Source organism: Rhizobium anhuiense bv. trifolii (assembly GCF_024346605.1).
GTDB classification, from domain to species: domain Bacteria; phylum Pseudomonadota; class Alphaproteobacteria; order Rhizobiales; family Rhizobiaceae; genus Rhizobium; species Rhizobium anhuiense.
The window spans coordinates 776,088-798,350 of record NZ_CP098803.1 but is presented as its reverse complement, the minus strand read 5'-3'; the positions used below and the strand labels follow the sequence as shown (position 1 = coordinate 798,350).

The 22,263-nt window shown below is 62.5% G+C and carries 20 protein-coding genes; 9 read left to right on the top strand and 11 right to left on the bottom strand.

Features of this window, described 5'->3' with window-relative positions; translation table 11 throughout:
- Positions 1-12 precede the first annotated feature (12 nt).
- Both NE851_RS12525 and NE851_RS12520 read left to right on the top strand, forming a co-directional pair.
- Positions 13-408, top strand: coding sequence for a VOC family protein (locus NE851_RS12525; protein ID WP_063474759.1), 396 nt, complete (start codon positions 13-15; stop codon positions 406-408).
- Between the two features lie 75 nt (positions 409-483).
- Positions 484-2,940 (top strand): glycoside hydrolase family 2 protein, encoded by a 2,457-nt coding sequence (locus NE851_RS12520; RefSeq protein WP_254960743.1) that lies wholly within the window; start codon positions 484-486, stop codon positions 2,938-2,940.
- Between the two features lie 200 nt (positions 2,941-3,140).
- Here NE851_RS12520 and NE851_RS12515 read toward each other — a convergent pair whose 3' ends face one another.
- Entirely contained in the window at positions 3,141-3,533 is a 393-nt protein-coding gene (locus tag NE851_RS12515; protein ID WP_028756625.1) for a PRC-barrel domain-containing protein, read from the bottom strand.
- Positions 3,534-3,789: 256 nt separating this feature from the next.
- Here NE851_RS12515 and NE851_RS12510 point away from each other — a divergent pair, with 256 nt between their 5' ends.
- The 3 genes from NE851_RS12510 (at position 3,790) to otsA (ending at position 9,221) form a co-directional block, all read left to right on the top strand.
- On the top strand, positions 3,790-5,490 hold the full coding sequence (locus NE851_RS12510) for a long-chain fatty acid--CoA ligase (RefSeq protein WP_254960740.1): 1,701 nt from the start codon (positions 3,790-3,792) through the stop codon (positions 5,488-5,490).
- Between the two features lie 187 nt (positions 5,491-5,677).
- Positions 5,678-7,303, top strand: a complete 1,626-nt coding sequence (gene pgi / locus NE851_RS12505; RefSeq protein ID WP_028756627.1) for a glucose-6-phosphate isomerase — start codon at positions 5,678-5,680, stop codon at positions 7,301-7,303.
- 517 nt (positions 7,304-7,820) lie between these two features.
- On the top strand, positions 7,821-9,221 hold the full coding sequence (otsA, locus tag NE851_RS12500; protein ID WP_254960737.1) for an alpha,alpha-trehalose-phosphate synthase (UDP-forming): 1,401 nt from the start codon (positions 7,821-7,823) through the stop codon (positions 9,219-9,221).
- Positions 9,222-9,277: 56 nt separating this feature from the next.
- On the opposite strand, the gene NE851_RS12495 is transcribed toward otsA, so the two are convergent.
- The 3 genes from NE851_RS12495 to NE851_RS12485 form a co-directional block, all read right to left on the bottom strand.
- On the bottom strand, positions 9,278-10,204 hold the full coding sequence (locus NE851_RS12495) for a carbohydrate kinase family protein (protein ID WP_254960735.1): 927 nt from the start codon (positions 10,202-10,204) through the stop codon (positions 9,278-9,280).
- Positions 10,205-10,266: 62 nt separating this feature from the next.
- On the bottom strand, positions 10,267-10,956 hold the full coding sequence (locus NE851_RS12490; RefSeq protein WP_254960733.1) for an orotate phosphoribosyltransferase: 690 nt from the start codon (positions 10,954-10,956) through the stop codon (positions 10,267-10,269).
- A 75-nt stretch (positions 10,957-11,031) separates the two neighbouring features.
- Positions 11,032-11,685 (bottom strand): TetR/AcrR family transcriptional regulator, encoded by a 654-nt coding sequence (locus NE851_RS12485; RefSeq protein ID WP_028756631.1) that lies wholly within the window; start codon positions 11,683-11,685, stop codon positions 11,032-11,034.
- 100 nt (positions 11,686-11,785) lie between these two features.
- On the opposite strand from NE851_RS12485, the gene NE851_RS12480 reads away from it, so the two are divergent.
- A complete protein-coding gene (locus NE851_RS12480) occupies positions 11,786-12,610 on the top strand; it encodes an NmrA family NAD(P)-binding protein (protein WP_254960730.1) in 825 nt (274 codons plus the stop codon).
- 2 nt (positions 12,611-12,612) lie between these two features.
- Positions 12,613-13,095 carry an anthrone oxygenase family protein gene (locus NE851_RS12475; protein WP_028756633.1) on the top strand — a complete coding sequence of 161 codons (483 nt, stop codon included), beginning with the start codon at positions 12,613-12,615 and terminating at the stop codon, positions 13,093-13,095.
- A gap of 235 nt (positions 13,096-13,330) precedes the next feature.
- On the opposite strand, the gene NE851_RS12470 is transcribed toward NE851_RS12475, so the two are convergent.
- The 7 genes from NE851_RS12470 to NE851_RS12440 all read right to left on the bottom strand — a co-directional run bounded on the left by NE851_RS12470 (position 13,331) and on the right by NE851_RS12440 (position 20,327).
- Positions 13,331-13,864: a glyoxalase superfamily protein gene (locus NE851_RS12470; protein ID WP_028756635.1), complete on the bottom strand. Its 534-nt coding sequence runs from the start codon at positions 13,862-13,864 to the stop codon at positions 13,331-13,333.
- 204 nt (positions 13,865-14,068) lie between these two features.
- On the bottom strand, positions 14,069-15,238 hold the full coding sequence (locus NE851_RS12465; protein ID WP_028756636.1) for a GGDEF domain-containing protein: 1,170 nt from the start codon (positions 15,236-15,238) through the stop codon (positions 14,069-14,071).
- A gap of 185 nt (positions 15,239-15,423) precedes the next feature.
- On the bottom strand, positions 15,424-16,461 hold the full coding sequence (gene pyrC, locus NE851_RS12460) for a dihydroorotase (protein ID WP_254960727.1): 1,038 nt from the start codon (positions 16,459-16,461) through the stop codon (positions 15,424-15,426).
- A 212-nt stretch (positions 16,462-16,673) separates the two neighbouring features.
- On the bottom strand, positions 16,674-17,306 hold the full coding sequence (locus NE851_RS12455) for a nucleoside triphosphate hydrolase (protein ID WP_028756638.1): 633 nt from the start codon (positions 17,304-17,306) through the stop codon (positions 16,674-16,676).
- Positions 17,303-18,085, bottom strand: coding sequence for an ATP-binding cassette domain-containing protein (locus NE851_RS12450; RefSeq protein ID WP_254960725.1), 783 nt, complete (start codon positions 18,083-18,085; stop codon positions 17,303-17,305). The genes NE851_RS12455 and NE851_RS12450 overlap by 4 nt, the downstream gene beginning before the upstream one ends.
- Before the next feature lie 2 nt (positions 18,086-18,087).
- Positions 18,088-19,152 (bottom strand): ABC transporter permease, encoded by a 1,065-nt coding sequence (locus NE851_RS12445; RefSeq protein WP_028756640.1) that lies wholly within the window; start codon positions 19,150-19,152, stop codon positions 18,088-18,090.
- A 155-nt stretch (positions 19,153-19,307) separates the two neighbouring features.
- Entirely contained in the window at positions 19,308-20,327 is a 1,020-nt protein-coding gene (locus tag NE851_RS12440; RefSeq protein WP_028756641.1) for a sugar ABC transporter substrate-binding protein, read from the bottom strand.
- 228 nt (positions 20,328-20,555) lie between these two features.
- On the opposite strand from NE851_RS12440, the gene NE851_RS12435 reads away from it, so the two are divergent.
- Together NE851_RS12435 and NE851_RS12430 are read left to right on the top strand one after the other, a co-directional pair.
- Positions 20,556-21,803, top strand: coding sequence for an ROK family transcriptional regulator (locus tag NE851_RS12435; RefSeq protein ID WP_063474768.1), 1,248 nt, complete (start codon positions 20,556-20,558; stop codon positions 21,801-21,803).
- Complete coding sequence (locus tag NE851_RS12430; protein ID WP_028756138.1) at positions 21,787-22,263, top strand: RbsD/FucU family protein; 477 nt, start codon at positions 21,787-21,789, stop codon at positions 22,261-22,263. The genes NE851_RS12435 and NE851_RS12430 overlap by 17 nt, the downstream gene beginning before the upstream one ends.

The following is a 22,263-nucleotide window of genomic DNA, read 5'->3' as shown; positions in this document are numbered from 1 at the left end:
TGGGAGGCAGAATTGGCGAAGATGATCCACTCGATGATCCGCGTTCTCGACGAGGCGCGCTCCGTCGACTTCTACAGCAAGGCCTTCGGCCTTTCGGTCGCCGACCGCGTCGATTTCGAAACCTTCACGCTGATCTATCTGAGCAATGCCGAGACCGGCTTCGAGCTGGAGCTGACCGTCAACAAGGGCCGGACCGCGCCTTACGAGCTCGGCAATGCCTATGGTCATCTCGCCGTCTCGGTCGAAGAGGTGTCGGTCGAACGCAAGCGGCTGTCGAAGCTCGGGCTTCATCCCGGCGAACTGGTGGAGCTCAACCGTGACGGCAAGCTCTTCGGCCTGTTCTTCTTCATCAGCGATCCCGACGGCTACAAGATCGAAGTGCTGCAGCGCCACGGCCGGTTTCTCTGACGCTTCTTGCGGCGACATAGTTCTACTCCACACCTAATCCCACAGCTTCGAGCGGCATGAATCAGGAGCCCGCCCATGATCGAGAAGACCGCGCTCAATTCCGGCTGGACGCTTACCTGTAACGATACAGGAAGATCCGGCCTGCCGGCCGCGATACCCGCAACGGTGCCGGGCTGCGTGCATCTCGACCTGCTCGCCAACCGGCTGATCCCCGATCCCTATATCGACGTCAACGAGATCACCAATGACTGGATCGGCAAAACCGACTGGACCTATCGCTGCAGCTTCGAGGCAATGCCTGATGATGGCAGGGTATGGGAACTCGTCTTCGACGGGCTCGATACGATCGCGGTGATATCCCTCAACGGCCAAGAGATCGGCCGCACCTTCAACATGCACCGCACCTATCGCTTCGATGTGTCGGAGCTGCTGAAGGCCGGGAGCAACGAACTCACGGTCACCTTCCGCTCGGCCTACGCCTATGGCGCGCAGATGGAGAGGCATTACGGCTACCGCCCCAACAACTATCCGGGACCGGGCAATCTGATGCGCAAGATGGCCTGCAATTTCGGCTGGGACTGGGGACCGACGCTGGTGACGGCAGGTCTCTGGAAGCCGGTCCGGCTGGAAAGCTGGGATCGGGTGCGGCTTGCCGAAACGCGCGTATCCGCAACGCTTGCCGGCGGCGATGGGTTGATCAAGGTGCATGCCAGGCTGGCGCGGCATGGCGACAAGGCGCCGTGCAAGCTCGTCGCCGCAATCGGCGGCGTGACCCAGACGGTGGCAATCAATGCTGACGAAGACGAGAGCGCCTTCGAGCTTGCCCTCCCCTCGCCGCAGCTGTGGTGGCCGCACCATCTCGGCGCGCAGCCGCTCTATCCGATGACGCTGAGGCTGGTCGACGAGGCCAGCGGCGATCTGCTCGACAGCTTTGAACGCGAACTCGGCTTCCGCTCGCTGCGGCTCGACACCGCGGCCGACGAACACGGCTCGGCCTTCACCTTCGTCATCAACGACGTGCCGCTGTTCATCTGCGGGGCGAACTGGATTCCGGACGATTGTTTCCCCCCGCGGGTGGCGGCCGAGCGTTATGCCGCGCGGATCGAGGAGGCAAAGGCCGCCAACATCCATCTTCTGCGCGTCTGGGGCGGCGGCATTTTCGAGGCCGACGAATTCTATCAGGCCTGCGACCGTGAAGGCATGCTGGTCTGGCAGGATTTCCTCTTTGCCTGCGCAGCCTATCCGGAGGAGGAGCCGCTCAGAAGCGAGATCGAGGCGGAGGTGCGCGACAATGTCGTGCGGCTGATGCCGCATGCCTCGCTGGTCCTCTGGAACGGCAATAACGAGAACATCTGGGGCTTCGACGAATGGGGCTGGCGGCCGATCATCAAGGCGGGCGAGAGCTGGGGGCTCGGCTATTATCTCGACCTGCTGCCGAAGCTCTGCGGCGAACTCGATCCGGACCGGCCCTATTATCCCGGCAGTCCTTACTCCGGCTCGATGGAGATCGAACCCAATGCCGACGGCCATGGCTGCAAACACATCTGGGACGTGTGGAACGATGTCGGCTACGAGGTCTACCGCAATTACATCCCGCGTTTCTGCTCCGAATTCGGCTGGCAGGCGCCGGCCGCCTGGGCGACGATCGAAGAGAGCGTGCACGACCAGCCGCTGACGCCGCAATCGAACGGCGTCTTCCACCATCAGAAGGCGACCGAGGGTAATGACAAGCTGATCCGTGGCCTTGCCGGCCATCTGCCGGAACCGCAGACGATGGACGACTGGCATTTCGCCACCCAGCTCAACCAGGCGCGCGCCATCCGCTTCGGCGTCGAGCACATGCGCTCGCACCGGAATGTCTGCAAGGGCGCGGTGGTCTGGCAGTTCAACGATTGCTGGCCGGTGACCTCATGGGCGGCGCTCGATTCGGCCGGCCGCCGCAAGCCGCTCTGGTATGCGCTGAAGGCAGCCTATGATCCGCGCCTGCTGACGATCCAGCCGCGCGGCGACGGGCTTGCGGCGGTGGCGGTCAACGAACGCACCCTGTTCTGGCGGGCGAAGATCAGCGGCAAACGCCTGAAGCTCGATGGCACCGTGCTTGCCGAATTCGAATTCTGGCGGCTGCTCTGCGACCGCTTCGAGGCCAGGGAATTTCCGCTGCCCGAGGATATCGTCACTCCCGGCTTACCGAAGGACGAGCTCATCGTCGTGCAGATGCTGGACAGGCGCGCCTTCCATTATTTCGTCGAGGATATCGAGCTTGCCTTGCCGGCACCGCGGCTGGCGGTCGATGTCACCAGCATTGAGGGCGGGTATCAGGTCAAGGTGACGGCGCAAAATTTCCTCAAGGATCTCTGCCTGATGGCGGATCGGCTGGATCCGGATGCCGTCGTGGATTCTATGCTGATGACGCTGTTGCCGGGCGAGAGCCATGTCTTTGCGGTCAAGACGGCGAAGGCGATCAGGGCAGAGGATATTGTCATCGGCACCGTGCTGCGATCGGCCAATGATCTTGTTGTCGGTTCGCGCTAGCTGCCCCTCACCCTAACCCTCTGCCCGTAAACGGGTAGAGGGACGAGCCGAGAGCGGTCGCGTACATCCCCTTCGCCCCGTTTACGGGGAGAAGGTAGCGGCAGCCGGATGAGGGGCTGCCGAGCCACGACATTTGTCACCAAACACCAAAAAGGCCCCGCATGCCGCGGGGCCCTTCCAGCTCGGCCTATCGGACGACGTTACATCCAGTAGGGCGGCACGCCGTAGTAATCATAGACCCGGCGGCCATTATCGTTGTACCAGGTGTCGTCATCGTCCGAATAGCTCGGGGCGCCTTCGATCTGCTCCTTGGTCAGGTCGATGCGATAGCCGTCCAGTTGGGTGTCGTAGTTCAGCTTTTCCCAGGGAAGCGGATAGTGATCGTGGCCGATGCCCAGGAAGCCGCCGAAGCTCAGCACGGCATAGGCGACGCGGCCGTCGAGTTTCCCGATGATCAGGCGTTCGATCGAGCCGATATGCCTGCCATCCGAACCATAAACACGGGTGCCTTCGACACGGTCGCTGGCGATCATCGCATGCGTGCCCTCGACGTTCGGGTCGCGGCGGGTGGCGTCAGTATCCTGGTTCAACATTGTGCACCTCCTTTTGGTGTTTCCTCATAGTGAGTCTGCAGGATCAACGTCATGGCCGACTCAAAGTTCCCCAGCCTTCCCACGATCCGGCGATGGCCGAATGTTGACGTTTACGTCAAGGTTAGTATAGCTTCATTCGGCTTGAACCGTTCAGGCAATGGCATAAGCTGCCGGACTGGAAGACGGAGGATCTTTCCGGTCAATATGGGCCAGACGATTGCTGGCTCTGCGGCGGCCGCAAGGGAGAGAGGATACGATGAACAGCATTTCCGTCCATCCGAACGGAGCCAAACCCGAGAAGCCCTGGCTTGCCAGCTATCCCGATGTCGTTCCGGCCGAACTCCCACCTCTGGAATATGCCTCGCTTGCCGAAATGCTGGAAAAATCCTGCGCCCGTTACGCCGACCGGACGGTGTTTTCCAGCATGGGCAAGGCGATGCGCTATCGTGAACTGGAGAGCAAGACGCGCAAACTCGCCGCCTGGCTGCAGAGCATCGGCCTCGAGAAGGGCGATCGCGTCGCCGTGATGATGCCGAACGTGCTGCAGAACCCGATCGCCACCTACGCCATCCTGCGCGCCGGCCTCGTCGTGGTGAACGTCAACCCGCTCTACACGCCGCGCGAACTCGAACATCAGCTGCGGGATTCCGGCGCCAAGGCGATCTTCGTGCTGGAGAATTTCGCCCGCACGGTGGAGCAGGTGCTCAACAAGACGGATCTGCGCCATGTCGTCGTCACCTCGCTCGGCGAAATGCTGGGACCCAAGGGGCTGATCGTCAATTTCGTCGTGCGCAAGGTGAAGAAGCTCGTTCCCTCCTGGTCGATCCCGCAGCACAAGAGCTTCGGCCAGGTGCTGCGCGAAGGGGCGGGAAAGACGCTTGCGCCGGTGACGCTTGCCGGCGGCGATATCGCCTTCCTGCAATATACCGGCGGCACGACGGGCGTTGCCAAGGGCGCGGTGCTGACGCATGCGAACCTGCTCGCCAACAAGCAGCAGCTGTCACTCTGGCTCCGCTCGGCCTTCGAGCGCAAGAAGCAGCCGGAGGTGCTGAATTTCCTCTGCGCCCTGCCGCTCTACCACATCTTCGCGCTGACGGTGAATTCGCTGATGGGCATGTCGCTCGGCGCCCACAATATCCTGATCGCCAATCCGCGCGACATTCCCGGTCTCGTCAAGGAATTCGGCAAATCCGACGTGCATATCTTCCCCGGCCTCAACACGCTGTTCAATGCGCTGATGAACAATGCCGATTTCGCCAAGCTCGACTTCTCCCCGCTGATCATGTCGCTCGGCGGCGGCATGGCCGTCCAGCGGCCGGTCGCCGACCGCTGGCTCAAGATGACGGGCACGCCGGTGACGGAGGGCTACGGCCTTTCCGAAACCTCGCCTGTCGCCACCGCCAACCGTTTCGATTCGGCCGAGTTCACCGGTACGATCGGCCTGCCGCTGCCCTCCACCGACCTCGACATCCGCGACGAGGAAGGCAATTCGTTACCACTCGGCCAGGTCGGCGAGATCTGCATCCGCGGGCCGCAGGTGATGGCCGGCTACTGGCAGAAGTCGGAGGAAACGGCGCGGGTGATGACCGATGACGGCTATTTCCGCTCGGGCGACATGGGTTTCATGGACGAACGCGGCTATACCAAGATCGTCGACCGCAAGAAGGACATGATCCTGGTCTCCGGCTTCAATGTCTATCCGAACGAGATCGAGGAGGTCGCCGCCATGCATGCCGGCATTCTCGAGGCCGCGGCCATCGGCGTGCCGGACGGACATTCGGGCGAGGCGGTCAAACTCTTCGTCGTCAGGAAGGATCCGAACCTGACCGAGGCAGAGGTGAAAGCCCATTGCATCGCCAATCTTACCAACTACAAACGGCCACGCTTCATCGAGTTCCGCACCGAACTGCCGAAGTCGCCGGTTGGCAAGATCCTGCGCAAGGACCTGCGCGGCTGAATTTGACGAATTCAAAGTGTTACAGCGTCCTTTGCACGTCTTTCGGACGCGCGGCGCTCTAATGAAATTGAGGGCCATCCGCTCGCCGCGGGTGGCTTTTTTCTATTTCGGCAGGTGGCTGAACTTGATTTGCGAGTGATAAAGCGAATAGTTTCCGCAACCCTTTCCGCCTCCAAAGGAGCCTCCCATGAACGCCATCGTCGAACAGCTGAAAAGCACCGCTGACGCCACCAAGGCGACCGATATTCGTGCCGCCTTCGCCGCCGATCAGCAGCGCTTTTCGCGTTTTTCCGTTTCGCTTGACGACCTGCTGATGGATTTTTCCAAGACGGCGGTGAATGACGATATCCTCAAGCTGCTGGTGAAGCTTGCCGAAGACGGCGGCGTCGAAAAGAAGCGCGAGGAAATGTTCTCGGGCAAGGCGATCAATTTCACCGAGGACCGCGCCGTTCTGCACACCGCGCTGCGCAACCGCTCCAACACGCCGGTTCTGGTCGACGGCAAGGACGTCATGCCCGACGTCAATGCCGTGCTTGTCGCCATGGGCAAGTTCGCCGACGAGATCCGCTCCGGCGCGCTGAAGGGCGCCACCGGCAAGGCGATCACCGACGTCGTCAATATCGGTATCGGCGGCTCGGACCTCGGCCCTGTGATGGCGACGCTGGCGCTTGCCCCCTTTCATGACGGCCCGCGCGCGCATTTCGTCTCCAACATCGACGGCGCCCATATCGCCGATATCCTGAAGCTGGTGCAGCCGGAAACGACGCTGTTCATCGTCGCTTCGAAGACCTTCACTACCGTCGAGACGATGACCAATGCGCAGACGGCGCGCAATTTCATCGCCAGGGCGCTCGGCGAAGCGGCCGTGCAGCACCATTTCGCCGCCGTCTCGACGGCGCTCGACAAGGTCGCTGCCTTCGGCATCGACAGCGCCCGCGTCTTCGGCTTCTGGGACTGGGTCGGCGGCCGCTACTCCATCTGGTCGGCGATCGGCCTGCCGCTGATGATCGCCGTCGGGCCGGAGAATTTCGGCAAATTCCTCGATGGCGCCCATGCCGTCGACAATCACTTCCGTAAGGCGCCGATTACCGAAAACCTGCCGATGCTGCTCGGCCTGATCGGCTTCTACCACCGCAATGTGCTGGGCTACCCCACCCGCGCCATCCTGCCCTACGACCAGCGCCTGTCGCGCTTCCCGGCCTATCTGCAGCAGCTCGACATGGAATCGAACGGCAAGGGCGTCACCATCGACGGCACGCCGGTCGAGGGCAATTCCGGCCCGGTCGTCTGGGGCGAACCCGGCACCAACGGCCAGCACGCCTTCTACCAGCTCATCCACCAGGGCACGAGCATCATCCCGGCCGAATTCATGATCGCCGCCAATGCCTTCGAGCCGGAGCTGCGTCACCAGCACCAGCTGCTCATCTCCAACGTTCTCGCCCAGTCGGAAGCCCTGATGAAGGGCCGCACCTTCGCGGAGGCCAAGAAGCAGCTGACCGACAAGGGTATGGACGACAAGAAGGCCGACTTCATCGCCCCGCACCGCGTCTTTAACGGCAACCGCCCATCGATCACCTTTGTCTACGACAAGCTGACCCCCTACGCCCTCGGCCGCCTGATCGCGCTTTACGAACACCGCGTCTTCGTCGAGGGCGTGCTTTTCCGCATCAACTCCTTCGACCAGTGGGGCGTCGAGCTCGGCAAGGAACTGGCAACCGGCCTGCTGCCGGTCGTCGAAGGCAAGGAAAGTGCAGCAGGCCATGATTCCTCGACGCAGGGCCTGGTTGCGGCGCTGGCGAAGCTGGCGAAGTAAGCGGGCGAGATTGCCCCTCACCCTGACCCTCTCCCCGTTCTGACGGGGCGAGGGGACCTGCCAAACGCAGCGTCAATGGGGATGGGGAGGTGGCCGCAGCCGGATGAGGGGCGAAGCGGGCTTTAGCCTTACATACCAATCTCATGCACCCAGAGCGGATTGGCGCCAGCATGGTCATTGCGGCCCGCAAATGGTGAATTGATGACGGCCTGCCTGAAGCATCCCTGTCGATGGGGCCTGTGGCGCAAAACCGGATTGAACTTTCTTCTAATAGAAAATTTTAGAAAGAATTCTTTCAATCTGCCGCCATCGCCCTAGATTCAAGCAAAATATGTGCGCAGGGTACTTCCGACGACATGGCCTACAAGCCGGGGGCGATGCCCCGTTTTATTGTTTCCGCTGGCGTATGCGCCGGGCCACTCGCGTCCGGATCGGCTCTTTCGCGCCCAGCTCGGGAGATTGCCCTCGACGCTCACCATAGAGCGTTTTCACGATCCATCTTCACCAAAGGAAATTCATGAGCCGTCTTATCGTCGTTTCCAATCGTGTTCCCATGCCGGCCAAGGATGGGAGCGCCGCGGCCGGCGGCCTGGCCGTCGCGCTGCAGGCAGCCCTGCAGGCGCGCGGCGGCATCTGGATGGGATGGTCGGGAGAATCGAGCGGAGACAGGGAGCCTGGCCCGCTGTCGCAACTGCAGAAGGGTAACATCACCTATGCGCTGACCGATCTCACCGACACCGACGTCGAGGAATATTATCGCGGATTTGCAAACCGTGTTCTCTGGCCCATCTGTCACTACCGCCTCGACCTCGCCGAATATGGCCGAAAGGAAATGGCCGGCTATTTCCGCGTCAACCGGTTTTTCGCGCACCGGCTGGCGCCGATGATCGAGCCGGACGACATCATCTGGGTTCATGACTACCACCTCATTCCGCTGGCCGCCGAACTGCGCCAAATGGGGCTGAAGAACCGGATCGGCTTCTTCCTGCACATTCCCTGGCCGCCGGCCGACATTCTCGTCACGATGCCGGTCCATGAAGAAATCATGCGCGGGCTCTCGCATTACGATCTCGTCGGCTTCCAGACGGACTACGACCTCCAGAACTTCGCCGGGTATCTCCGAAGGGAAGGCATTGGCGACGACCTCGGAAATGGATCGTTCGATTCACATGGGCGGATATTCAAGGCGGGCGCCTATCCGATCGGGATCGAAACCGCGGGCTTCGCCGACTTCGCCGAGAGCGCCGCAGACAATGTCATGGTGCAGAAGACCCGGCGCAGCATCGAGGGCCGCGACATGATCATCGGGGTCGATCGGCTCGATTATTCCAAGGGCATCATTCAGCGGCTGGAAGCGTTCGAACGCTTCCTCACCGGCAATCCCGCCTATCAGAACAAGGTCACCTATCTGCAGATCACGCCGAAGTCGCGATCGGAAGTTCCCGAATACGAGCATATGCAGAAGATGGTCGCCGAGCAGGCTGGCCGCGTCAACGGCGCCATCGGGACGGTCGACTGGGTGCCGATCCGCTATGTCAACCGTTCGATCAACCGCACCGTGCTCGCCGGCCTCTATCGCCTGGCGACGATCGGGCTGGTCACGCCGTTGCGCGACGGCATGAATCTCGTCGCCAAGGAATATGTCGCCGCCCAGAACCCGGATCGCCCGGGCGTCCTGGTGTTATCGCGCTTCGCCGGCGCGGCTCGGGAGCTGAAGGGTGCGCTGCTGGTCAATCCCTACGATGTCGAAGGCACTGCCAATGCGATTGCCAAGGGCCTTGCCATGTCGCTTGGGGAGCGCCGCGAACGCTGGAGCGTGATGATGGAGCATCTGCTCTCTCACGACGTCTCGCTTTGGTGCGAAAACTTCTTGCGGGACCTGGTGACCGCTCCCGAACTTCCCCGGACAATCGCCTGATCGATCAGCGTCCAGCCGTCATCGCAAAAAGCCTCGCACCGTCCCCGGCGCGAGGGTTAAAGCCCGATCTCATGCGCCCAGGGCGGATTGGCGCCGGCGCGGGAGACGGTGACGGCGGCGGCTTTGGCGCCGAGGGTCAGGGCGTTGTGGAGTGCCTTTTCGTCGAGCGAGGCGACCTGAGGCTTGGTCAGCAGACCATCCATCTTCAAGGAAGCCAGGATGCCGGCATCGAAGGTGTCGCCGGCGCCGACCGTGTCGACGACGGTGACGCGTTGGCTCGGGACCGTGACTTTACGCTCCTTGGTATAACCGGAAGCACCTTCCGCACCCTTGGTGATGACGACGAGCTTGGCGCCGTGGGCAAGCCAGTGGGCGGCGAGCGTATCGTGGTCGCCTTCCAAGCCGAACCATTCGAGGTCCTCGTCGGAGAATTTGACGATGTCTGATTTGGCGGCCATGCGCTTGATGCGGGCCATATGCGACGGCTTGTCCTTGATGAAACCGGGACGGATATTCGGATCGAGCGAGATGACGCGGCTTGCGGCTTCGCGGTCGAGAAGCGCCTCGTAGGTTTCGCCGCAGGGGCTGGGGATCAAGCTGATGGCGCCGAAATGCAAGGCTTCGCAATCATCGCCCAGAACAGGCAGGTCGGCCGTGGTGATCATCCGGCCGGCCGTGCCCTCGTCGTAAAAGGCATAGGTCGCCTGGCCATTGACCAGCTTGACGAAGGCGATGGTCGAGGGACGCGGCGTGATGGCGCACGGGCTGTAATCGACATTGCTCGCCTTCAGCGTCTCGAGCAGGATTTCGCCCATCATGTCATCGGCAATGCCGGTGAAGAAGGCGGTGGGGATGCCGAGGCGGCCGAGCGCGATCGCGGTGTTGAAAATCGCGCCGCCGGCATAGGGCGCAAAGCCCTTTTCGCCGAGCGTCGTGTCCCTCGGCAGCATGTCGATCAAGGCTTCGCCGCAGCACAAAATCATCGTATTCCTCCCAACAGCACTGATATGTCCATCAATCGATTAAGTGAGCTTTTGTCAACTGGCTAGAGCGAAAGCTCACTAACCCCACCATTCCTGCCCGACCAGGCCAGCGGCGCATCAAGGAAGGCCTCGACCTCCGTCAGCGTCTTGTCGTCGAAGAGCTTCTGCGCCTTGGCGACGGCCAGAACATTGCGCCAGCTGGCGATGTGATGCAGCCGGACCTTGCCGTCGGTAAAGCGCTGTTCGCCGAAGATGCCGTAGAAGAACAGCGCAATGCCGTGATCGACCATGCCGCCGGCGGCACGAACCGCGTCGATGAACTTGAACATGCTGCCGCCGGCTGTCGTCAGATCTTCGATGACGAGCACGCGCGAGCCTTCCGGCATGTTGCCTTCGATCTGGGCATTGCGGCCATGGCCCTTCGGCTGCTTGCGGACATAGATCATCGGCAGGCCGAGGCGGTCAGCCAGCAACGCGGCAAAGGGGATGCCGGCGGTCTCGCCGCCGGCGATACAATCGAACTGCTCGAAGCCGGCATCGCGCAGCAGGGTGCTGGCGGCGAAATCCATCACCGTCGAGCGGATGCGCGGGAAGGAAAGCAGCTTGCGGCAATCGATATAAACCGGGCTCGCCATGCCGGAGGCGAGTTTGTAAGGCTGGGCGGCATTGAAATGCACCGCCTTGATTTCCCAGAGCATCTTGGCCACCAGTTCGGCCATCACGGCGCGGTCGGGAAATGTGGTCTGGATCATGCGGCTCTCCTTCGGCTTGGGTCCTTGCGGGAATAGCAGCAAGAGCCCGACGTTTCCAGACGAAAGGCGAGCCAATTACCGCAGCAGACGACCGATATCGGCGATCTGCATCTTCTTGAACAGGGCGATCGCCTGGGCGCCCTCCTCCGCATCGAGCGAAACCGCATATCGCACGCCGGCGGCAAGCAGCTGCATCGTCAGCCGGGCGATCGCCAGCAGTTCCTTGCGGTCGCGATCCGGCCATAGGCGGACGAGCACGGCGAGAAATGCCTGGGCATGAAATTCCATGTCCTCGGCATCGACCTGCTGCAGCAGCTTGTCGGTATGGGTCGCATGCCAGATGTCGCGCATGACGGGCTCGCGGCGAAAGAAGCCGTAATATTCGTCAACGATCGTGGCGAGCGCGCCTTGCAGCCCGGCAGCATCGGTGACCTTCGCCAATTCCGCCTCGACGCACCGCCTGCCCTCTTCGTTGAAACGCTCGGCCAATGTCCGGATGATCGAGCTCTTGTCGGGGAAATATTGGTAGAGGGCGCCAAAGGAAAGGCCGGCCTTTTCGACGATCTCGCTCATTTTCAAGCCGTCGCTGCCATGGCTTTCGATCAGCTCGGAGGCGACGGCGAGGATCTTTTCGAAGCGCTCACGGCCGCGCTGCTGGCTGGGGATCCGGCGCAGCTGGCCGCTATGCTCCTGCTGGCGCCTGCGCGTTGCGACCGGCTGCTCCGACATCGTCTGCTCCCTTTCCAAGTTGACAAAGAAAATAAGAGAGTTTATCTCATTTTGCAAATGAGAGAGTTTCTCTTGTTTTGATCAAGGAAGGAGCTTCGACATGCAGAATTCCGAAATCGTCCTCGTCGGTGGATCGGGAAAGACCGGCGGCCGCATCACCAAGCGCCTGGAAGCGCGCGGGCTCAACGTTCGCGCGGCGTCACGCTCCAGCGCCCGTCCCTTCGATTGGGAGGACAGGTCGACCTGGCGCGAGGCGCTTGATGGCGCATCGAGCGCCTATGTCGCCTTCCAGCCGGATCTTTCCGTCGCCTGGGCGGCAGAGGCGATCGGCGCACTCGCCAAGGTCGCGGTCGACTGTGGCCTTGCGCATATCGTGCTGCTTTCCGGCCGCGGCGAAGAGGGCGCGCAACGCAGCGAGGCAGCGCTGAAGGCGTCCGGCATTGACACCACCATCCTGCGCGCCTCCTGGTTCTGCCAGAACTTCAGTGAGGGCGCCTTTGTCGAGCAGATCATCGGCAGCCGGCTGCAATTGCCGGCAGGCGAGATCAGCGAACCGTTCATCGATGCCGACGACATCGCCGATGCCGCCGTCGCCGCCTTGACCGATCCCCGCCATCGCAACAAGGTTTACGAACTGACCGGCCCGCGGGCACTGACCTTCCGACAGGCGGTCGCCGAGATCGCCGCGGCCACTGGGCAGCCGATCGAATATAAGCAGGTGTCGATGGCGGATTTCACCGGCGGGCTTGCGGCAGCCGGCCTGCCCCAAGGCCTGATCGATCTTCTGGAGGAACTGTTCGGCCAGGTGCTCGACGGGCGCAATTCCAAGGTGATGGGCGGTGTCGCCGAGATCCTCGGCCGCCCTGCCACCGATTTCAGCCAATATGCCCGCCGAGCGGCGACAAGCGGAATATGGAGCGCCTGACCATGCAGATCGTTCTCACCCTCTCCCTCGCCGCCGCGGCAATCGGCAGCGGCCTCGTCGCTGGCATCTTCTTCGCCTTCTCGACCTTCATCATGACCGCCTTCTCGCGCATCCCGGCGGAACAGGGCATCGCGGCGATGAACTCGATCAACGCCACGATCGTCCGCTCGCCCTTCATGGGCCTTTTCGTGCCGACGGCAATCCTCTGCATCGTCATCGCGGTGCTGGCGGTGATCGACTGGCGCGGCGGGGCATCCGTGTTGATGCTCGCAGGTGCGACCCTCTATGTCGTCGCCTCATTCCTCTCGACCATCATCTTCAACGTGCCGATGAACGATGCGCTTGATAAGGTCGGCGGCAGCGGGGCGGAGGCGGTTCAGCTCTGGACCACCTATCTCAGGGACTGGACATGGTGGAACCATGTGCGGACGATCGCCTCGCTGCTCGCCTCGGTGGCATTCGTGCGGGCGCTGATGATTGTCTAGGCGGCGCGTCTGCCACACGTCCCTTCTCCCCGGCGGGGGTCCGAAGGACGGGTCGAGACCCGCGGCTCGACCCCGGTCGGTGCCGGCAGGCGGTTGAGGGGGTGAGCGGCAAGGCCGCGAATGCACGGAGCGTAAGCGAAGGGCAACATATAGGGTGTGCCGTGCGCCCCCTCATCCGACCCTTCGGGCCACCTTCTCACCGCTGGGGAGAGGAGGGAGCCAAGCCGCCCCTCGTCTACTTCTGCTCGCAAAAGGCAATGCGGTTGCTGAAAGGATCGATGACCGTCATCTCCAATCCCCACGGCGCTTCCTCGACGCCGGGCTTCATGTAGCGGTAGTCCTTGCCGGCGAGTTCGGCGTGGTAGGCCCGGATATTGGCGACACGGACGAAGGCTTTGGCGCCGGGGCTGGCGTCGCCGGAATGTTCGCTCAAATGCAGCGCCATGCCGTCGCGCGAGACCTGGCAATAGAGCGGGAAGTTCTCGCCGAAACGGTGCTCCCAATCGAGATGAAAGCCGAGGAATCCGCAATAGAATTCCATCGCTTTCTCGACCGAGAAGATCCGGAAGATCGGCATCGGCGGCTCGATGCCGATGGCGGAGGAAGCGCCCGCCGCATCGATCTTGGCCGAGAGGATGTTCCATTGGTCGAGCCCGAACTGGCGGGCGACGATTTCGAGAGTCTCGCTGTGGGTCAGCGAAATGTCGCGGTCGGCGAGAGCCTGCCGCAAGGTTTTTGCCATGAGCTTGGCGTCGCGAAAATCGCGCATGATGTCATCCTTCCGTTGGCGGCAAACAGGAAGATCAGTGCCCGCGTCTGCTGACCCGTTCGCCATCGATCGCCAAACGGCAAGGGATGTGAAGGATGTTTTCTGGATGCATTCACCATAACGCCAAAGTGTCAAACGTCGAGCGTCGCGGGGCGGCTGGCCGCATCCGGCCGAGGTCGATGTTATGAAAGCACCGGTCAGGAATCAAGACGCGGTGCGCGATGGAATCGCCTGCAGGTGGCCGGCAAGCTCGACCCGGTTGCGGCCGCCGCGCTTGGCGACGTAGAGCGCCTTGTCGGCGGCACTCAGCATGGCGTCGAAATCCAGGCTGTTCGAGCGGCCGGGCGCAACGCCGACGCTGACCGTGCATGTCAGCACTTCGTTGTCGATCTGGATCTCGCGCGCTTCGAAGGCGCGGCGGATGCGCTCGGCCGCCAATTCCGCCCGGCCGGGCATGATCTCCTTCAGTACCAGCGCGAATTCCTCGCCGCCGAGCCGGGCGGCAATATCTCCGGCGCGGCAATGGGCGGCGAGTTCGGCGGCGAAGGCCCTGATCACGCTGTCGCCCACGGCATGGCCGAAGCGATCGTTGACGGATTTGAAATGATCGATATCGAAGACGATGACGGCGGTGGTGTTGCCCATCGGGCGCGTGCCGTACTCGTCGAACAGGGCGCGGCGGTTGAGCAGGCCGGTCAGCGGATCGGTGATCGCCTCGAGGCGATGGCGAGCGGCGAGCCGCCACTGATGCAGCGCCAGCGACAGCGCGCCGATCCCGGTCATGCCGGCGATGCAGACGGCGAGACTCAGATCTTCGGCCCAGTTGCTGGGGGCCTTGCCGAGCACCAGCTTTCCGTCGGAGATCAGCACGGCGGCGCAGAGGACGAAGGAGATTGCGGTCAGCGTGTAAAGCGCGGTGATGCCGAGGAGCGGGGCCGGCGCCTCGGCGCGCGCGAGCCAATATTGCCGGGCGGTGGCAAAGAGCAAAAGAGCAATGGCGATATTGTCGGCGATGAAGGCGAGGCCGTCATAACCCAACAGCATCGGCACGACGGAGAAGACCATCGCCGCAAGGGCGCGGATCGCGATGGCCGGAACGGACGGACGGCCGGTGAGGAACTGCCGGCCGGCCCCCCAGATGGTAGCAAAACCGGCATGAAACAGCACGAAGTTGGCGACGCCCAACCATGTCTCCGGGGTATTGACATAGGCGCTGTAGACAAAAATGCCGCTAACGACGAGGACCAGGCCGACGGTGGCGGTGAGCAGCACCGTTTCCGCCCGGCGGACAATCCAGCTGCCCATCAGTGTCACGGCAAGGCACGCCGCGGAGACGCCGAGCGCTAGCAAAAGGGAGTTGTAGTCAAGCATCATGCTCTTCAGTCTCCGCAGCTATTCCAGTGCCGGATGTGGCAGCTTCTGGGGTTCGCAGCGAGGAATGTCTTATGCATCCGTTAACAAATGATGCACTGCACAATGCAAATGTTACGCGTTTAACGTCACGCCGAAACTTAAGATGAATATTCCATTTAAAATTGAATTCTGAAAACCTATACCTACTACACCACCTGCCAATGCAGGGGAAACATCGGATCGAACACCGTCACCGAACCGGCGCCGGTTTCAATCTTCGCGGGAAAGACGACCGGCTCGGCCTGCCGTGTGAGCGTAATGCGCTCCTCGTTCGGCGGAAGCCCGTACCAGGCCGGCCCGTTCAGCGAGGTGAAGGCTTCGAGCCGCTCCAGCGCGCCCTCCTGCTCGAAGACATGGGCAAGGCAGCTCATCGTATTGACCGAGGTGTAAATGCCGGCGCAGCCGCAGGCGCATTCCTTCAGCGGATCGACATGCGGGGCGGAATCGGTGCCGAGGAAGAAGCGGCCGTCACCGCTTGCGGCGGCCGCACGCAAGGCCAGCCGGTGGTTCTCGCGCTTGGCGACCGGCAGGCAGTAATAATGCGGGCGGATGCCGCCGACCAGGATGGCGTTGCGGTTGATGATCAGGTGATGGGTGGTGATCGAGCCGGCGAGATTTAATTTGGCGGCCTTGATGTAATCGACGCCATCTGCTGTCGTGACATGCTCCATCGTCACCTTCAGTTCCGGCAGACGCTTCCGCAGCGGATCGAGCACGGTGTCGATGAAGACGGCCTCACGATCGAAGATATCGACCTCAGGCGTCGTCACCTCGCCATGGACGCAGAGCGGCAGGCCGATCTTCGCCATGCGTTCCAGCACCGGCATCGCCTTTTCCATATCGCGCACGCCGCCATGCGAATTGGTCGTGGCGCCGGCGGGATAAAGCTTGACGGCGGTGATGAGGCCGCTCGCAGCCCCCTCCTCCACGTCATCGGGACTGGTATGCTCGGTGAGGTAAAGTGTCATCAGCGGCTGGAAGCGATGGCCGTCCGGCAGCGCCTTGAGGATACGCTCGCGATAGGCCCTGGCGTCAGTGGTGGTGACAACGGGCGGCACGAGATTGGGCATGATGATGGCGCGGGCGAAGGTGCGGCTCGTATCGGCGATCACGCCTTCCAGCATGGCGCCATCGCGCAGATGCAGGTGCCAGTCGTCAGGACGGCGGATGGTGATCGATTGCATGGCAGGCCTCCGAAGCGATGCGTCTGCGGCCTCGATAGCACTAAAGCGCGTCGCATTGAAATTGAATCATGCGACGCGCTTTCGCTCTTTTTTTCATGCATGTCGTTACCCCTGAACCGCAGCACACTTCCGGGCGACATGCATTAGCGCCTCGCATTGAAATTGATTCATGCGACGCGCTTTCGCTCTTTTTCCATGCGTGCCGCACGGGATCACGCCAGCGCGATCTCCAGCGTCACATCGGCCGGGCGGCGGTTTTCGAGGATCAGCCGGCCGTTCGGCAGGTCGTTGCCGTAGACCTTGGCGCTGGCGGCTTCCTCGGTCAGCTTATAACCGCGCCAGCGATCCCAAAGGCGCTCTTCCAGCACCTCGATCGGCGGGGCGAGCATGATCGTGTAGTCGAAGATGCCGTCGAGTTCAGCCCATTTGCCCTGCGTGAAGAGCAGATAATTGCCCTCGATGATGATGAAACGATCCTCGGGAGAGATCGGGCGGGCAGAGGCAATCGCAAGCTCGCGCGAGCGATCGAAGACCGGGACGAGGACTTCCTGATCTGCGGGGCGAACCGCGCGGACGATATCCAGGAAGCCGCGCACATCGAAGGTTTCCGGAATGCCCTTGCGGGCAAGCAGGCCGCGTTCGATGAGAATGGCATTGTCCATGTGGAAACCATCCATGGGCAGCACCGCGACACGCTCGCCTTTCGCCTTCAGGGCGTTGGCCAGATTGTCGGCCATGGTCGATTTGCCGGCACCCGGCGGCCCGGCGATGGCGACCAGGAAACGCCTGGAGTTGCCGGCGCGGTCAAGAACTGCGCCGGCGATTTCGTCGATGCGTGCCGTCATGCCGCGACGGTCTCCGTCGGCACCGCCTTGGCGCCGGTCATGAAGGCGACGGCGTCGGACATGGTGTATTCCTTCGGATCGATCACCGTGAGACGCCGGCCGAGGCGGTGGATATGGATCCGGTCGGCCACCTCGAACACATGCGGCATGTTGTGGGAGATCAGCACGATCGGCAGGCCGCGGGCTCTGACGTCGAGGATCAGTTCCAGCACGCGGCGGCTTTCCTTGACGCCAAGGGCTGCCGTCGGTTCGTCCATGATGATGACCTTCGAGCCGAAGGCCGCAGCGCGGGCGACCGCGACACCCTGGCGCTGGCCGCCGGAGAGCGTTTCCACCGCCTGGTTGATGTTCTGGATGGTCATCAGGCCGAGTTCGGAGAGCTTGTTGCGCGCGAGCTTCTCCATGGCCGGCCGGTCGAGCATGCGGAACATCGAGCCGAGCACGCCCGGTTTGCGGATCTCGCGGCCGAGAAACATGTTGTCGGCGATCGACAGCGCCGGCGACAGAGCGAGGTTCTGATAGACGGTCTCGATGCCGGCCTCGCGCGCTTCCATCGGCGAGCGGAACTGCACCTGCCGGCCTTCGAGCGTGATCACCCCCTCGTCCGGGGTGACGGCGCCCGAGATCGCCTTGATCAGCGAGGACTTGCCGGCGCCGTTATCGCCGATGACGGCGAGGATTTCACCCGGATAGAGGTCGAAATCGGCATTGTCGAGGGCGGTCACGCGGCCGTAGCGCTTGACGAGACCGCGGGCGGTGAGAAGGGGTTCGCGAGCCATGATTACACCGAAACCTTTCTGATCCACTGATCGATGGCGACGGCGGCGATGATCAGCACGCCCGTCAAGAGGACTTTCCATTGCGGGTCGGCGCCGAGCATATTGAGGCCCATCGACACGACGCCGACGATCATCGCGCCGAACAGCGTGCCGAGAATGGAGCCGCGGCCGCCGAAGAGCGAGATGCCGCCGATCACGGTCGCGGTGATCGCCTGGAGGTTATAGTCGGTGACCGCCGAGGACGGCGAGATCGAGCCGTTGCGGCCGATCGAGACCCAGGCGGCGAAGGCGGCGATGACGCCCGAAATCGTATAGACGGTAAGCAGCACCTTCTTGGTCTGGATGCCGGAGAGCTTGGCCGCTTCCGGATCGTCGCCGACCGCATAGACATGCCGGCCCCAGGCGGTGTGATTGAGCACATACCAGAGCAGCAGGACGAGCAGCACCATGGCGATGACGCCCAGCGTCAGCACGGCGGTGCCGGCTTTGAAGCTCATGGCGAAAAGATGCAGCAGCGGCGCCTGTTCGTCGACGTCGGTGTCGCGGATCGTCTCATTGGCGGAATAGATGAAATTCGTCGCCATGACGATATTCCAGGTGCCGAGCGTGACGATGAACGGCGGCAGTTTCATGTAGGCGACGAGGAAGCCGTTCAGCAATCCGCACAGGCCGCCGACAAGCATGCCGGCTGCGACCGCGATCGGTGTCGGTATGCCGTAGGTGATGGCGACATTGCCCATGATGACGGCCGAGATCACCATGATGACGCCGATCGAAAGATCGATACCGGCAGTCAGGATCACCAGCGTCTGGGCGGCGCCGAGAATACCGACGATGGCGATCTGCTGCAGGATCAGCGTCAGCGTGTAGGACGAGAAGAACCGTCCGCCGATGGCGATGCCGAAGATGATGATTGCCAGCACCAGCACGATCAGCGGCACGGCGGCCGGCGTCGAGTGCAGAAAATGCTGGGCGCGCTTGATCAGCGAGACGTCCTGGTGCTCGAAGGAGGCAACGCTCTTGTCGCTGCCGTCGAGAACGCGTTCGAATTCCTGTGTTCCGGTCATGGTTCCTCCTCCGCATCCGCGCGCCGAACTCGCGCGGGGGCCGTCACCGATATCCTTCCGGTCTTTGCTTAGCCGGTTCGTGAGGCGACGGCACATCGTCCGTCGAAAACGGCCGGGGATCAAGCCCCGGCCGGTCTGCTTTCAATAAAGCGGGCTCAGCCCCAGCACTTGTCGGTGCCTTCCTTGGTGTCGATCGACTTGACGCCGGAGACCGGCTTGTCGGTGACGAGCGAAACGCCGGTGTCGAAGAAGGACTTGCCTTCGGTCGGCTTCGGCTTTTCACCGCTATCGGCGAACTTCTTGATCGCCTCGATACCGAGCGACGCCATCAGCAGCGGATATTGCTGCGAGGTGGCGCCGATGACGCCTTCCTTGACCGACTTCACACCCGGGCAACCGCCGTCGACCGATACGATCAGCACGTTCTTTTCCATGCCGACAGCCTTCAGCGCCTGATAGGCGCCGACAGCGGCCGGTTCGTTGATCGTGTGGATGACGTTGATGCCAGGATCCTTCTGGAGAAGGTTTTCCATGGCCTTGCGGCCGCCTTCTTCATTGCCGTTGGTCACGTCATGGCCGACGATGCGCTTGTCATCTTCGTCGCCGATCTTGTCCGGGTTCTTCGGGTCGATGCCGAAGCCGATCATGAAGCCCTGGTCGCGCAGAACGTCGACCGTCGGCTGCGACGGGGTCAGGTCGAGGAAGCCGACCTTGGCGTCCTTGGCCTTGTCGCCCAGCGTTTCCTTGGCCCACTGGCCGATCAGCTTGCCGGCGAGCAGATTGTCGGTGGCGAAGGTGGCGTCGGCGGCATCGGCCGGCTCGAGCGGCGTGTCGAGCGCGATGACCAGCAGGCCGGCATCACGCGCCTTCTTGACCGACGAGACGATGCCCTTGGTGTCGGAAGCGGTGAGCAGGATGCCCTTGGCGCCGTCGGCGATGCAGCTTTCGATGGCGGCGACCTGGCTTTCGCTGTCACCGTCGATCTTGCCGGCATAGGACTTCAGCGACACGCCGAGTTCCTTGGCCTTGGCCGTCGCACCTTCCTTCATCTTGACGAAGAAGGGGTTGGTGTCGGTCTTGGTGATCAGGCAGGCAGCAACGTCAGCCGCCATGACAGGAGCGGAAAAAGTGACACCAAGCGCGAGCGCGCCGAAAGCGAGAACAGATTTCTTCATGGAACTCCTCCCAGAGTTTGCCGGCGCCGCCCCTGCGGGGCCGGAATCTTAAGATATGACACTTCGCCGTGGATCGCTAATGCCTCCCAGCGGTCCCGTGCCCTTGACGACGGCAATTAAGAGCGAAAAGAAATCGGCTTGTCAATAAATAAATCCAATTGAATTATTAATTCGATGTGGCATGCTCAATCGAATTAGGGCATAGGCCAACAATCGGGAGGAGCGGCCATGTCGTCCTTGGATGGACCGGCGAATATACCGGTCCCGCCACCAATTCTGAATCCGGCCGGAGGTGCGAACCAGGTCAGGGTGCGGGCCTATAACGAACGGCTCGTGCTGTCGCTGGTGCGTCTCTACGGCGCGCTGTCGAAGGCCGATATCGCACGCCGCAGCGGCCTGTCGGCGCAGACCGTCTCCGTCATCATGCGGGTCCTGGAGAAGGAAGGGCTGCTGTCGCGCGGGGAACCGGTGCGCGGCCGTGTCGGCCAGCCGTCGATCCCGATGCATCTCAATCCCGACGCCGTCTATTCCTTCGGCCTGAAGATGGGCCGGCGCAGCGCCGATCTGGTGCTGATGGATTTCGTCGGCCGCATTCGCATGCAGTTGCATAGGACCTATGCCTATCCGCTGCCGCATGAAATCCTCGCCTTCGTCACATCGGGCATCCGCGAACTCGAAGACCGGCTCGAGGACAAGCAGCGCGGCCGCATTGCCGGCCTCGGCATCGCCGCGCCTTTCGAGCTCTGGAACTGGGCCGAAGAGGTGGGGGCGCCGCCGGGTGCCATGGAGGTCTGGCGGGATATCGACCTGCAGGCCGACATCGCCGAACGCGTCGCCCACCCTGTCTTCATGCAGAACGATGCGACCAGCGCCTGCGGCGCCGAACTCGTCTTCGGCGTCGGGCCGTCCTATCCCGATTTCGTCTATTTCTTCATCGGCTCCTTCATCGGCGGCGGCATCGTCCTGAACTCGGCGATCTTTTCCGGCCGCACCGGCACGGCGGGCGCGATCGGGCCGCTGCCCGTGCGCGGCAAGAATGGCGAGACCAAGCAGCTGCTCGAGATCGCCTCGATCTTCGTGCTCGAAAACATGCTGCGCGAGCGCGGCATCGATCCCGAGCCGCTCTGGTATTCGGCCGACGACTGGGTGGATTTCGGCGAGCCGATGGAAAGCTGGATCCAGGATAGCGCCAAGGCGCTGGCACAGGCGATCGTCGCGGCCGCCTCGATTCTCGATTTCAGCGCGGCCGTCATCGACGGCGGCTTTCCCGGCTGGGTGCGCAGCCGCGTGGTGCAGGCCACCATCGACGAAGCCGCCAAGCTCGACCTGCAGGGCGTCGTCATGCCCGAAATCATCGAGGGCGCGGTCGGCGCCCAGGCGCGCGCCATCGGCGGCGCCAGCCTGCCGATCTTCGCGCGTTACCTCACCGACCAGAACGTACTCTTCAAGGAGGTAGACCATGCTGAAAGGACTTGATCCGCTGTTGAGCCCGGAGCTGCTTTTTACGCTTCGTGCCATGGGTCACGGCGACGAGATCGCCATCGTCGACGGCAATTATCCGGGCGTCGAACATGCACGCCGGCTGATCCGGCTCGACGGCCACCACCTCATCCCGGTGCTCAACGCCGTGCTCAGCGTGCTGCCGATCGACGATTTCGTTCCCGAGGCGATCTTCCGCTCGACCGTCAAGGCCGAGCGCGACAAGCTCGACCCCGTGCATGAGGAGATGATCGACTGCTGCGCCCACCACGAGCCGCACCGGCAGGTGGTGCCGCTGATCGGCCAGGATTTCTACGGTCGGGTGAAAACCGCTCATGCGGTGATCCAGACCGGCGAGCCGAGGCTCTATGCCAATATCATCTTGCGCAAGGGGGTGATTTATCCGAGGGAGGCGGGTGCCAAGGCGGCGGCCGGGGTGGATCCGTTCGTCTTCTAG

Bases quoted from the DNA above. Each gene is read 5' to 3' on its own strand.
- NE851_RS12520 (WP_254960743.1), top strand. From the start codon at position 484: ATGATCGAGAAGACCGCGCTCAATTCCGGCTGGACGCTTACCTGTAAC.
- NE851_RS12515 (WP_028756625.1), bottom strand. From the start codon at position 3,533: ATGTTGAACCAGGATACTGACGCCACCCGCCGCGACCCGAACGTCGAG.
- NE851_RS12510 (WP_254960740.1), top strand. From the start codon at position 3,790: ATGAACAGCATTTCCGTCCATCCGAACGGAGCCAAACCCGAGAAGCCC.
- pgi (WP_028756627.1), top strand. From the start codon at position 5,678: ATGAACGCCATCGTCGAACAGCTGAAAAGCACCGCTGACGCCACCAAG.
- otsA (WP_254960737.1), top strand. From the start codon at position 7,821: ATGAGCCGTCTTATCGTCGTTTCCAATCGTGTTCCCATGCCGGCCAAG.
- NE851_RS12495 (WP_254960735.1), bottom strand. From the start codon at position 10,204: ATGATTTTGTGCTGCGGCGAAGCCTTGATCGACATGCTGCCGAGGGAC.
- NE851_RS12490 (WP_254960733.1), bottom strand. From the start codon at position 10,956: ATGATCCAGACCACATTTCCCGACCGCGCCGTGATGGCCGAACTGGTG.
- NE851_RS12485 (WP_028756631.1), bottom strand. From the start codon at position 11,685: ATGTCGGAGCAGCCGGTCGCAACGCGCAGGCGCCAGCAGGAGCATAGC.
- NE851_RS12480 (WP_254960730.1), top strand. From the start codon at position 11,786: ATGCAGAATTCCGAAATCGTCCTCGTCGGTGGATCGGGAAAGACCGGC.
- NE851_RS12475 (WP_028756633.1), top strand. From the start codon at position 12,613: ATGCAGATCGTTCTCACCCTCTCCCTCGCCGCCGCGGCAATCGGCAGC.
- NE851_RS12470 (WP_028756635.1), bottom strand. From the start codon at position 13,864: ATGCGCGATTTTCGCGACGCCAAGCTCATGGCAAAAACCTTGCGGCAG.
- NE851_RS12465 (WP_028756636.1), bottom strand. From the start codon at position 15,238: ATGATGCTTGACTACAACTCCCTTTTGCTAGCGCTCGGCGTCTCCGCG.
- pyrC (WP_254960727.1), bottom strand. From the start codon at position 16,461: ATGCAATCGATCACCATCCGCCGTCCTGACGACTGGCACCTGCATCTG.
- NE851_RS12455 (WP_028756638.1), bottom strand. From the start codon at position 17,306: ATGACGGCACGCATCGACGAAATCGCCGGCGCAGTTCTTGACCGCGCC.
- NE851_RS12450 (WP_254960725.1), bottom strand. From the start codon at position 18,085: ATGGCTCGCGAACCCCTTCTCACCGCCCGCGGTCTCGTCAAGCGCTAC.
- NE851_RS12445 (WP_028756640.1), bottom strand. From the start codon at position 19,152: ATGACCGGAACACAGGAATTCGAACGCGTTCTCGACGGCAGCGACAAG.
- NE851_RS12440 (WP_028756641.1), bottom strand. From the start codon at position 20,327: ATGAAGAAATCTGTTCTCGCTTTCGGCGCGCTCGCGCTTGGTGTCACT.
- NE851_RS12435 (WP_063474768.1), top strand. From the start codon at position 20,556: ATGTCGTCCTTGGATGGACCGGCGAATATACCGGTCCCGCCACCAATT.
- NE851_RS12430 (WP_028756138.1), top strand. From the start codon at position 21,787: ATGCTGAAAGGACTTGATCCGCTGTTGAGCCCGGAGCTGCTTTTTACG.